Here is a 12,080-nt window from a genome sequence, read left to right as displayed (position 1 = left end):
AGTTTGGACCCGTGGTGTTCACATTCATAACTCGTATTAGGGGCTGCGTTCGAACCCTATGGTCACCTTATAGCAAAATGTGCCTCTGCGCTTGCAGAGCAATTGCACACCCCGTTAGTCACACTTATCAACCTGTGGTGGCCAAGACCAGCTTGGGCACCCGTTCGCTCCGAAAGTCACAACTGTTTCTGAGCTAATGCTTTTTGCCAGTGTCTGACGAGTATTCATCCAGTCCTGACGGAGAAGTCCAACCACAATCATGTCATGAAACGTTCCGTCTGAAAACCAGGCTTGCCGCATGGTTCCTTCGACCTGACACCCCAGCCTTTCAACAAGGTCGCGGCTGATATGATTATCCTGCCGGTAATATGAGGTCAGCCTGTTCAAGCCAAGTTGACGGAATGCAAAATCCGCCACCAGAGCAGTTGCTCTGATGGCAAGGCCCAGGCGCCGCACCGATTTTTCGACAAACATGGCGATAATCGCGTCGCGGTTGACCAGGGAAATCGCTTCGAGCCCAACAATTCCCACCACTTGTCCGCTATTGGATTCGACAACGAACCAACACTTCCCGCTGTTGCCTGACGCACTGAATGCATCGCGCCAAACGTCTTCGGTCTGCGCAAGATTTAACGGAATCCGCGATGTACGGTCAAATCGGCCGAGGTCCTCGATATCCTGAAACCAGGGTGTGATTACCTCCAGATCTGTTTTTTCAAGTGGGCGCAGTTTGAATACGCTGTCGGACTTGTCTGACAATGGATCAACTACCTTTAACTAATATCAGAAAATATACACCCCAGAGCCTAACATACATAGGCAGAAAATACGAAATGAGAAAAAAGCAGCCCGGCGTAAATATACCTATGGTTGCGAAGATCAGAGCCCGGCGCGCCGAAGAACAACATGCCCTTGGTCGCACGTTCCTGAAGTATGCCCCGCGCCGGTTTGTCATTTGCACGCCCAAGGCGGCGGTGATTTGGTTGCATCGAACAGCCTATTGCCGTCGTCGGCGGCTGGACCAACTGAGTTGAAAGGGAACAGGATATGAAGCTGTTACGCTATGGGCCGGGTGGCGCGGAAAAGCCAGGTATTCTGGATGAGGCCGGTAAAATCCGCGATCTGTCGGGGATTGTTGACGATGTAACTGGCGCGATGCTTGGCGATGAAAGCATGGCGCGTCTGCGTGGGCTCGACCTTGGAACATTGCCTGTCGTCGACGGTGATCCGCGGATTGGGGCGTGTGTTGGGAATGTTGGCAAATTCATCTGTATCGGCCTGAACTATGCCGATCACGCAGCTGAAAGCGGTCTGGACCTGCCCGCTGAACCGGTGGTCTTTTTCAAGGCAACCTCGGCGATCATGGGGCCGAACGACACGGTCGAAATCCCGCGCGGTTCGCTCAAGACCGATTGGGAGGTTGAACTGGGCGTCGTCATCGGCAAGCACACTAAATACGTTTCCGAAGCCGAGGCGCTGGACCACGTAGCCGGATATTGTGTGATCAACGATCTGTCCGAGCGGGATTTTCAGCTCCACCGCTCGGGACAGTGGGTCAAAGGTAAGTCGGCCGACACGTTCGGCCCCATCGGACCCTGGCTGGTCACCCGGGATGAGATCGCCGATCCGCAGAACCTGCCGATGTATCTTGAGGTGAATGGGCATCGCTATCAGGATGGTTCGACCAACACGATGCATTTCAGCGTGGCCACAGTCATTTCGCACCTGTCGCAGTTCATGTCACTGCAGCCGGGGGATGTGATTTCAACCGGAACACCACCGGGTGTGGGTATGGGAAGGACTCCTCAGGTCTATCTGAAACCCGGTGACAAGATGGAACTAGGCATCCAAGGGCTGGGCGTGCAGCGTCAGGACGTGGTGCAGGGTTGAACACTCTTACTCTGGCCAGGGCAAGGAATAGGTCTTGACGTTGGTGAAGAATTTCATCGCCTCGATGACCCCTTCTTTGACCCCGTTGCCGCTGTCTTTGATGCCACCAAAAGGCGACATTTCGATCCGGTACCCGGGTTGTTCCCAGATATTGCAAGTCCCGACATTCAGGCCATTGATATAGGCAATCGCGCGGTTCAGATCGTTGGTGCAGACGCCCGAGGATAGGCCAAACGCAGTTCCGTTTGAGATTTCCATGACCTTGGCGTCATCATCCGGCACGCGGACGATGGGTATGATGGGACCGAAAGTTTCCTCCATTAACAGCTCACTGGTGTGGGGAACCTTGTCGACGACAATCGGCGGCAACAGCGCGCCCTGACGACCGGGGTGATAGAGGATTTCCGCGCCCTCACCTTCAGCCATGTAAACACGTTTTTCGAACAGTTCCGCAGCCTCGGAATGGATCACGCAGCCCAGTTGCGTTTCAGGGTCCTGGGGATCGCCAAAGCGAATGGCCTTGGCCTTTTCCAGAACCAACGGCACAAATCTATCCGCCACGCTGTCCTGTACGAGAATACGTTTGATCGCGGTGCAACGCTGCCCGGAATTGCCAGTGGCCCCTGTCACGGCGATGGCTGCGGCTCGGTCCAGATCGGCCTCGCTCAGATCATTCAGGACGATCAGGGGATCGTTGCCGCCCAACTCTAGCGCTTGCCGTTTAAACCCCGCTTTTTCGGCAATCATCTTGCCCACCGGCACCCCACCCGTGAAGGTGATGATGTCAATGTTTTCATTGGTGACCATCTCATCACCAATGTCCTGTGGCCAGCCGGTAACTACCTGGAACATCTCGGACGGCAACCCTGCCTCGTACAGGATGTCAGCCAGTGCCAGCGCCGTCAGCGGGGTAAGTTCGGTCGGTTTGCAGACCATGCAATTGTTGGTGGCAATCGACGGAGCAACCTTGTGGCTGACCATGTTCAGGGGGTGGTTGAAGGGGGTGATCGCGCTGATAGCTTTGACCGGTTCGCGTTTGGTGAAAATCTTCCGCTGTTTGCCATTATGGGTCAGATCGCACGAAAACACCTCACCATCATCCTGCAGCGCTTCGGCTGCGGCGAACTGAAAAACATCCTGCGCCCGCTTGGTTTCGTAAATCGCATGCTGATGACAGATGCCAAGTTCCAGCGTCAGCCACTTCGCCAGATCGTCGCGTTTTTCACCGATCAATTCACCTGCGCGCTGCAGAATCTGGCTGCGTTCGTACCGGGTCAGCTTGGGGGTATAACTTGCAGCGACCTCAAAAGCGTTTCGTGCGTGTTCGGCGGTGCCTGCTGGCACCGTGCCGATAACCTCGTTGGTATAGGGGTAGTGAACGGGAACCGTAGCCTCGGTAAAAACGATCTGCCCCCCGATGCGCATGCCTTCGTTGCGGATGTCGGATGTATTCATGATCCCGTCCATTTTTCTTAAGCGCCGCCGTTGTTTCATAGATAAATACGTCAATAATTCTGTATATCGTCTCGTACCGTCAGACAGCCATTTTCGTACCAAAGAAATCCCCGCTCATGGTCCGTCAGAATCTGTGCGACACCTAATTGTTATCCTTATTGCAAAGGGCTTGGAAATTGTGCAGGCATTTTGTATTTTGGATACAAGTTTCCAGTACCCGAGACGATGTGAATGCCCAGAACGCGTGCGATCCCCCGACAAAGCCTGCCCGACGTCATCACCAATGATCTGCGCGAGCGGATTCTGAGTGGTGAAATCGCCGAAGGTGAAACCATTCGTCAAGAGGCACTGGCCGAGGATTACGACGTCTCGCGCATGCCGATCCGCGAGGCGCTGAAACGGCTGGATGCCGAGGGCCTCGTGCAGCTAACCAACAACCGAGGTGCAGCGGTTACATCGCATTCCCTGTCCGAAATCGGAGAGATTTTCGACCTGCGCGTCTTGCTTGAGGTGGATCTTTTCAAACGCGCCATTCAGCAGATGACCACCGCCGATTTCAACGAATGCGATCGGATTCTGGACGCGATGGAAAAGTCCTATGACGCCTATGATGTGGGCCGCTGGGGCAGCTTGAACAATGAATATCACATGGCGCTTTACGCCGCTGCCGGCCGCGGGCTGAGCAACGAAATCCTTCAGCGGGTGAACGTGCAGTCAGACCGTTATGTGCGCATGCATCTAAGCGTCATGGAGCAACGCGAACCCGCCAAGAAAGACCACCGCGAGCTTTTGTCGCTGGCCCGTGCGGGCCGGGTCGATGATGCCTGCAATCTGCTGACCCGGCATATCCAGCGCACCAAAGAACAATTGCTAGCCATGATTACGGCGACGCGCAAAACCGATTAAGCGGGTTTAGTCCAACGGGTGCAGGCAAGCGACCTGATGCGTGTCTCCGCTCAACTCGGGCGGCGCAGCGCGGCATTCTTCGGTGGCCAACCAGCACCGCTGCGCAAAAGCGCAGCCCTTGGGGATATTCATCGGGGACGGCAATTCACCTTCCAACTTGATCCGCTCTTTACGGGCCTCAGGGTCGGCACGGGGGGTCGTCGACAGCAGTGCCTTGGAATAGGGATGACGGGGCGCGGCGAACAGCAGCTCTTTTGGGGCTTTTTCAACCGCGCGGCCCAAATACATTACGATCACGTCATCAGCGAAATGTTTTACCACCGACAGGTCGTGCGAAATGAACAGATAGGCTAGGTTCAAACGCTCCTGCAACTCGACCAGAAGGTTCAGAATCTGTGATTGAATCGACACGTCCAGCGCCGAGACCGGTTCGTCCAACACCAGCACTTTGGGGTTCAACATCAGTGCGCGGGCAATGGCGATGCGCTGACGTTGACCGCCCGAGAACATGTGCGGATAGCGGTCGTAGTGCTCAGGGCGCAGACCAACAAGGTCAATCATCTCACGCGCACGGGCCTCACGATCAGCGGCGGACATGTCGGGGCGGTTGATAACCAGCGGTTCCTGCAGAATCTGCCCGATCCGCTGACGCGGGTTGAGCGAACCATAGGGGTCCTGAAACACGATCTGCACCGTCTCGCGCATTTGCGCCCATTTCGAAGGGGTGATGTCGACCCCATCAATGGTCAGGCTGCCAGAGGTCGGTTCTTCGATCATCGTTACCACGCGTGCCAGAGTGGATTTTCCGCAGCCGGATTCTCCGACAATCGCCAGTGTTTTACCGGGTTGCAGGTCAAAATCCACACCTGACAGCGCCTTGACCGTTGCCGGTTTCGACAGCAACCCGCCCTTGACAGAATAGAATCTGGCCAATGCGCTGGCCTGAACGATGGGGGCGGTCATGCCAGTTCTCCGGCGGTTATCTTTTCAACATAATGGCAACGGGCCCTGCCAAATTCCGCGCTGTGCGGGGTTGGTGGCAAAGATCGGCAGAGGTCGTCCGCATATTGGCATCTGGGGCTGAACAGGCAGCCTTTGGGCCGGTCAAACTGACCGGGTACCACGCCCGGTATCGTTGGCAACAGCTTCGAGGTCGCCCGTTCCGGCAATGCACTCAGCAAGGCCGCCGTATAGGGGTGGCGCGGGGTTCGGAACAGGTCTTTGACCGGCTGCTCCTCGACCTTTTGGCCGGCATATTGCACCTGAACCCGTTCAGCGGTTTCGGCGACCACGCCCATATCGTGCGTGATCAGCACCAGCCCCATCCCTTGTTCGTCCCGCAGCCGAACCAGAAGGTCCAAAATTTGTGCCTGAATGGTCACGTCCAGCGCTGTTGTCGGCTCATCCGCGATCAGCAGCTTGGGATTGCAGGCAATGGCCATGGCGATCATGACACGCTGGTTCATCCCGCCCGACATCTGGTGCGGAAACGTGTTCAACCGGCTCTCCGGAGCTGGGATGCCAACCTGATCGAACAGCTCAATAGCGCGCTGGTGGCGATCCTTGCGGTTCAGACCCAAGTGAATCCGCAAGGCTTCCTTGATCTGGAAACCAACCGTGAAACAGGGGTTCAGCGACGACATCGGCTCTTGAAAGATCATGGCGATGTCTTTGCCGATGATTTTACGGCGATCACGGGCCGAAATTTTGGTGAGGTCGATGCCTTCGAAACTCAGTTGATCAGCGGTAATCGTGGCCGTCCATGGCAGCAGGCCCATCAACGCCAGCATCGACACGGATTTACCCGAGCCGCTTTCGCCGACGATGGCCATAAGCTCACCCTTGTCGACGGACAGATCTACGCCATCCACGGCGCGGAATTTCCCCGAAGCGGTGGCGAATTCGACGGTGAGGTTTCGGATGTCCAACAGGCTCATGTCGTCAGCTCCGCTTTAGTTTCGGGTCCAGCGCGTCGCGCAGACCGTCGCCCATCAGGTTGATGGCCAGCACGGTGACCAGAATGGCTAGGCCGGGGAATGTCACGACCCACCATGCACGCAGAATGAACTCTCGCGCTTCGGCCAGCATGGTGCCCCATTCCGGCGTGGGCGGCTGCGCGCCCATGCCCAGGAATCCAAGGGCTGCAGCATCCAGAATAGCGGTCGAGAAGGACAGCGCCGCCTGCACGATGATTGGGGCCAGGCAATTGGGCAGCACGGTCTTAAACATCAGCCGCGCTTTGCTGGCACCAGCCACGCGGGCCGAGGTAACATAGTCCTTTTGCCGCTCTGACAGCACCGAGGCGCGGGTCAAACGCACGTAGTGCGGCTGAAACACGATGGCGATGGCGATCATGGCGTTGGTCAGCGAGGGCCCGAGGATGGCCACCAGAACCAGTGCCAGCAGCAGTGACGGGAAGGACAGAATGATATCCATTACCCGCATGATCAGCGTATCGACCCATTTCGGAGCGAAGCCGGACAGTAGCCCGATGATCACACCCCCGGTCACAGCCACACAGACCACAACAATGCCGACAAAGAAGGAATAGCGTGATCCCATGATCAGGCGCGACAGCATATCCCGGCCCAACGGATCGGTCCCCAATGGGAACGCCCAGCTGCCGCCCTCTTGCCAAGCGGGGGGCTGTAAGATGTGGTTTCGGAACTGTTCTGTCGGATCGTAGGGCGCTAGCAAGGGCGCGAAGGCGGCGCAAAAGACAAATGCGGCAAAGATCCAAAGACCCATAACTGCGCCGCGGTTTTCACTGAAATAATACCAGAATTCGCGCAATGCACTGGGGCGGTCTTCGGTTTTGGGTGGGGTTGCGGATAGTTCAGCCATCACCGCCTCCGGATTTTGGGGTTGATGACGCCGTAAAGGACATCGACCAGCAGGTTCACCAGCATGACGATCACAGCGATCATCAACAGGCCACCCTGCACCACCGGATAGTCACGGCGGAAAATACTGTCGACCATCCACTTGCCGATGCCGGGCCAGCTAAAGATCGTCTCGGTCAGGATCGCCCCGGCAAGCAAGGTACCGACCGACAGGCCGATCACCGTAATCACCGGGATCAACGCATTGCGCAGTGCGTGCAGCCCATTGATCCGTGTCGGCGCAAGACCCTTGGCGCGGGCGGTGCGGATGTAATCCTCACCCAAAACCTCAAGCATGGCCGAGCGTGTCTGACGTGCGATCACCGCCAGTGGGATGGTGCCCAGTACGATCGTCGGCAGGATCAGGTGCCGTACGGCCGATCCAAACGCCCCCGCCTGCCCTGACAACAGACTGTCGATCAGCATGAACCCGGTGACACTGGGGAAATAATACAGCAGGTCGATCCGACCCGAGACAGGCGTCCAGCCCAGATTGCCCGAAAACACGATGATCAGCAGCAACGCCCACCAGAAGATCGGCATCGAATACCCGACCAGGGCTGACGACATCAGCGCCCGATCAAAGAACTTGCCCCGGTTCACCGCCGCGATCACGCCAGCAGGCAATCCCAGTGCCACCGCAAAGATCATCGCACAAAGCGACAGCTCCAGCGTGGCCGGGAACAAGGCAAAAAACTCATCCCAGACCGGCTTTTTGGTGACAAAGCTTTCGCCCAGATCGCCATGCAGGACGCCGACAAGGTAGTCCCAGTATTGCTGCAGGACCGGCTTGTCGAAGCCCAGCTTCTCGACCATCTCCTGATAGCGTTCCTCGGTCATGCCGCGTTCACCGGCCATGACGATGATGGGATCACCGGGCAGGACCCGGATGAACATGAAGGAAATCAGCGTCACGCCCAGAAATGTCGGAACGAACATGCCAAGGCGTGTGAGTAAGTAGCCAAACATCAGCGACCTATGATTGTGAGATCTTTGGGAAAGCGGGTCAGCGACCGGCAGCCATCCCGTGTAACAAGCACGTCATCTTCTATGCGAACGCCGAAATTGTCCAGATCATAAAGGCCCGGTTCGTTGGTCCAAACCATTCCGGGCAAGATTTTCTGGTCATTCCCGCGCATGATATACGGCGCCTCGTGCACGTCCCGGCCCAGACCATGTCCGGTCTTGGTGCGGATGCGGTCGGCATATGGCGAAGCCTCAAGCACACTAATCACCGCATCGTCGATTTCGTGCGCGGTCACGCCGGGGCGGCAGGCCTCGAAACCGGCGAGATTGGCGCGCAGGACTGTATCGTAAACCGCCCTGCCCTCGTCCGAGACCTCTTTGACGAAAAAGGTCCGGGTAATATCGGCGGCAAAGCCGTGTTTGCGGGCACCGAAATCAAACAGCAGCGCATCGCCAGGTTTGATCCTGTAATCTGCCCGCGCCTTACCATGCGGCTGCGCCGAGTTATCGCCCGCGGCCACAATCGGCGCAAAAGCCAGCGAGGCAGCACCTTCTGCAAACAACGCCTGGATCAGGGCCTGTTCGATCTGAACCTCGGTCTGGCCGACACGCACGTCTTCGATAACCCGCTGCAATGCCCGTTCCGAGATATCAATTGCCGCCTGCAGCGCCGCGATGTCTTCATCTGTCTTGATGATACGCAGGCCGGAAATCTCACGCTCGCCATCCACAATGCGCAAGTTGGGCAGCGCGCGGCTCAGCGCCTTGGATACGAAGACCCGCATCACCTGCCCTTCCACCGCCAGGGACGACAGGGGCATATGCGCAGCCAGCGCGGCAAAGGCATCGTCATAGCCTGCCTGATCGCGCCAATCGAAGACAGCGCCGTCGAACCCGACCAGCGCCCATGACCCCAGCTCAAGATTTGGCACAATCGCGGCCGGGGCACCTTCGGCTGGGATTACGACCACGAAAGGCCGTTCGTGGCTCATGAAGGGTTTTCCCAAAGCGCGGGTGAAATTCGGGCCAGGCACCAGCGCCACGGCGTCTACTGACATGTCCTTTGCCAGTTGACGGTACTCGGACAAATCCGGCATTCGCGCCGACCTCCAGAAATAGAAAACCGGAGCCACCAATTGGGCGGCTCCGGTCAGTGAGTGGTGATTTATTCGACGCTCACGCCATAGAAGATGTGGCCACCCAGCGGATGCACCTTGTAGCCCTGCACCTTATTGCTCATCGGCATGTAAACGACCGAGTGTGCGATGGTGGCCCATGGCGCCTGCTCTTTAAAGACGACCTGAGCATCCTCATACAGCTTGGTGCGTTCAGCCTGATCGGTGGTTTGCTTGGCTTTCAGGATCAGATCTTCGAACGGCTCGTGGCACCATTGTGCGCGGTTCGATGCTTCGCGACCGTCACAGCCCAGAAGCACGGCCAGGAAGTTGTCTGGATCGCCGTTGTCACCGGTCCATCCCAGCAGAACAGCGCCATCGCGGTTCAGTTCCTTCGAGCGCGACAGATACTCGCCCCACTCATAGGATACGATCTCAACATCCACACCGACCTTGGCAAAATCCGCCTGGATCAACTCCGCCATGCGGCGTGCGTTCGGGTTGTACGGACGCTGTACCGGCATCGCCCAGATCTTCATCGACAGATCGGAAACACCTTCGGCTTCCAGAGCAGCCTTGGCTGCTTCGGGATCATAGGCGTCGTCGGTGATGGCGTCGTTATAGCCCCACATGGTCGGCGGGATCGGGTTCTTGGCCACCTGGCCCGAGCCCTGGAACACCACGTCGATGATGGCGTTCTTGTCGATCGCCATGTTCAACGCCTTGCGGACGTTCGGATTGTCGAACGGCTCCATTGTGGTGTTGTAGGCCAGATAACCGACGTTCAGGCCTTCCTGCTCCATCATGTTGATGTCGCCGTCATCCTTCATCGCCTGAATGTCAGCCGGGTTCGGATACGGCATGATGTGGCATTCGCCGGCCTTCAGCTTTTGATAACGCACCGAAGCGTCTGGGGTGATCGCAAAGATCAGGTTTTCCACGTCCGCCGGGTCTTTCCAGTAATCGGCATTCTGCGCATAACGGATCACGGCGTCTTTCTGATAGGCCACGAACGAGAACGGGCCAGTGCCGATGGGCGCGGTATTCAGCTTTTCAGGTGTACCTGCCGCCATCATCGCATCGGCATATTCAGCCGACAGGATCGAGGCAAAGTCCATCGCCATGTTGGCCACAAACGGCGCCTCGGGCTTGGTCAGAGTGAACTTTACCGTATAGTCATCGACCTTTTCGATGGACTCGACCAAATCTGGCATGCCCATACCCTGGAAGTATTCCCAGGTGCCGCCGGATACCTGATTGAACGGGTGACCTTCGTCCTTCTGACGCATGAACGAAAAGATCACGTCATCGGCGTTAAAATCACGGGTCGGGGTGAATTCGTCGTTGGAATGGAACTTGACGCCCTGACGCAGTTTGAACGTGTACTCCAGACCGTCATCGCTGGCTTCGACGCTTTCGGCCAGGCCGGGAATGACGTTGGTCGTTCCGGTTTCGAATTCCAGCAGGCGGTTGTAGATCGGGTGCGAAGACGCATCAAAAGTCGTCCCGGCGGTGAACAGGGCCGGATCGAACCCTTCGGGCGATCCTTCAGAGCAATACACCAGAGTGTTTGCCTGTGCCGCGGCAGCCGACAAGGCGATCGCAGCAGTTGCGGCCATCAATTTCAGTTTCATGTGGGTCTCCCAGAAATGAATTTATTCAGACATTCGCGTTGCTCTTTGTGGTCAGAGCATTCCTAGACGACTCGTGTCATAGCGATATCTCTGCCCAATGTATCCAAAATACAAAATCCATTGTCAACTGACTTGCACACGCTAATTTGAGCAACCCGTTAACAAGGCGGATACCCCCAAAAGTTCGGCCTTTTGGGTCGTTCGGGCAAGAGGATAATCACCATGACCTAACGGCCCATGTCTTGCTACATGACAGCGTGCCGGCCGCCATCGCAGGTCAAGATACAAGAGATCAGTTGACGGTCACTGCGAAAAAGTGGGCGTAACCCCGACAGGAGGCCGTTCATTGATATAGGCCCCGATACGGTCCAAAAGCGGTCGGCGGGGACAGCCCGGACGCGTTGCTGCGCCCAAATTACGCAGATTTCCCGGACCTTCGAACGGGACAAAGCACAAAGGCCACTTATCCCGTTTGAACTGTTCCGCCGCCAACGCCGAGACGATGGTGCAATCGTCCGAGTGGCAAATATGGCGGCAGATCGTCTCGAACCGAAGCGCACTTAGATCAAACCGCTTGCTGGCCCGGTTCAAGGGGTCGGATTCAGGCAACCGGTCTTCCAGTTCATAACCAAAACTATGGGGAAGCCGGATAAAATCATGCACCGGCACGTCTTCTGGCACGATAGACGGCAACATGCACAGCGGATGACTCTCGCGCACGGCCAGAAACAGGGGTTCAGACCAGATCGAGGTAAAATCCAGCGCTGCACTGTTGTTGACCTTTGCCACCAACGCGACGTCCAGCGTGTGATCTTCGACCATCTGCAACATGTTCTGTGGCAGGTCTTCGACCATGGTGACACGCATGTTTGGAAAAAGCGCGCTGAACAGCTCGGAAAAATACTGCGTCAGATAGGGGGCCAGTGTCGGTGTCATTCCGATATTGAAAGGCACCGCCTCGGGGTTGCGAAACTGGGTCGCGGTATCGCGGATGTTCTGAGCGTCTTTCAGGATGCGTTCGGCAATGGCGATCACGCGAATACCACAGGCAGTGGGGCGCACTTCATTATTCAGGCGCAGGAACAGATCCGTTCCCAATTCCTGTTCCAGCTTCTTTACCTGATTGGACAAAGCAGGCTGCGAGACATTGCAGGCTACGGCCGCCTGACTGAACTGGCCGTGTCTGGCAATGGCAAGCACATATTCCAGGTCTCTGAAGTTCATGGTTTTGG

At 56.9% G+C, this 12,080-nt stretch carries 11 protein-coding genes; 2 read left to right on the top strand and 9 right to left on the bottom strand.

Annotation, left to right across the window (positions count from 1 at the left end):
- Positions 1 to 114 precede the first annotated feature (114 nt).
- On the bottom strand, positions 115 to 759 hold the full coding sequence (locus tag AB1A64_RS02300) for a GNAT family protein (RefSeq protein WP_366549919.1): 645 nt from the start codon (positions 757 to 759) through the stop codon (positions 115 to 117).
- A gap of 288 nt (positions 760 to 1,047) precedes the next feature.
- Between AB1A64_RS02300 and AB1A64_RS02295 the strand changes: the two genes are divergently transcribed.
- Complete coding sequence (locus AB1A64_RS02295; RefSeq protein WP_366549918.1) at positions 1,048 to 1,890, top strand: fumarylacetoacetate hydrolase family protein; 843 nt, start codon at positions 1,048 to 1,050, stop codon at positions 1,888 to 1,890.
- 6 nt (positions 1,891 to 1,896) lie between these two features.
- Here the strand turns inward: AB1A64_RS02295 and phnY are convergent, their stop codons facing one another.
- Entirely contained in the window at positions 1,897 to 3,345 is a 1,449-nt protein-coding gene (gene phnY, locus AB1A64_RS02290) for a phosphonoacetaldehyde dehydrogenase (RefSeq protein ID WP_366549917.1), read from the bottom strand.
- Between the two features lie 231 nt (positions 3,346 to 3,576).
- Between phnY and AB1A64_RS02285 the strand changes: the two genes are divergently transcribed.
- Entirely contained in the window at positions 3,577 to 4,251 is a 675-nt protein-coding gene (locus AB1A64_RS02285) for a GntR family transcriptional regulator (protein WP_366549916.1), read from the top strand.
- A 6-nt stretch (positions 4,252 to 4,257) separates the two neighbouring features.
- On the opposite strand, the gene AB1A64_RS02280 is transcribed toward AB1A64_RS02285, so the two are convergent.
- The 7 genes from AB1A64_RS02280 to AB1A64_RS02250 form a co-directional block, all read right to left on the bottom strand.
- Complete coding sequence (locus tag AB1A64_RS02280) at positions 4,258 to 5,214, bottom strand: dipeptide ABC transporter ATP-binding protein (protein ID WP_366549915.1); 957 nt, start codon at positions 5,212 to 5,214, stop codon at positions 4,258 to 4,260.
- Positions 5,211 to 6,188: an ABC transporter ATP-binding protein gene (locus tag AB1A64_RS02275; RefSeq protein ID WP_366549914.1), complete on the bottom strand. Its 978-nt coding sequence runs from the start codon at positions 6,186 to 6,188 to the stop codon at positions 5,211 to 5,213. Before AB1A64_RS02275 ends, AB1A64_RS02280 begins: the two co-directional genes overlap by 4 nt.
- A gap of 4 nt (positions 6,189 to 6,192) precedes the next feature.
- Positions 6,193 to 7,095, bottom strand: a complete 903-nt coding sequence (locus AB1A64_RS02270; protein WP_366549913.1) for an ABC transporter permease subunit — start codon at positions 7,093 to 7,095, stop codon at positions 6,193 to 6,195.
- Positions 7,095 to 8,102: an ABC transporter permease subunit gene (locus AB1A64_RS02265; RefSeq protein ID WP_366549912.1), complete on the bottom strand. Its 1,008-nt coding sequence runs from the start codon at positions 8,100 to 8,102 to the stop codon at positions 7,095 to 7,097. The genes AB1A64_RS02270 and AB1A64_RS02265 overlap by 1 nt, the downstream gene beginning before the upstream one ends.
- Complete coding sequence (locus tag AB1A64_RS02260) at positions 8,102 to 9,196, bottom strand: Xaa-Pro peptidase family protein (RefSeq protein ID WP_366549911.1); 1,095 nt, start codon at positions 9,194 to 9,196, stop codon at positions 8,102 to 8,104. Before AB1A64_RS02260 ends, AB1A64_RS02265 begins: the two co-directional genes overlap by 1 nt.
- A 68-nt stretch (positions 9,197 to 9,264) precedes the next feature.
- The gene (locus tag AB1A64_RS02255; protein ID WP_366549910.1) at positions 9,265 to 10,848 is read right to left on the bottom strand and encodes an ABC transporter substrate-binding protein; all 1,584 of its coding nucleotides are present in this window, start codon (positions 10,846 to 10,848) and stop codon (positions 9,265 to 9,267) included.
- A 303-nt stretch (positions 10,849 to 11,151) separates the two neighbouring features.
- Complete coding sequence (locus tag AB1A64_RS02250) at positions 11,152 to 12,072, bottom strand: LysR substrate-binding domain-containing protein (protein WP_366549909.1); 921 nt, start codon at positions 12,070 to 12,072, stop codon at positions 11,152 to 11,154.
- Positions 12,073 to 12,080: the final 8 nt, after the last annotated feature.

The sequence above is a fragment of the Ruegeria sp. ANG10 genome (assembly GCF_040705255.1).
Lineage (GTDB): Bacteria > Pseudomonadota > Alphaproteobacteria > Rhodobacterales > Rhodobacteraceae > Ruegeria.
The sequence above is the reverse complement of the archived record's forward strand: the minus strand, read 5'-3'. Positions and strand labels throughout refer to the sequence as shown.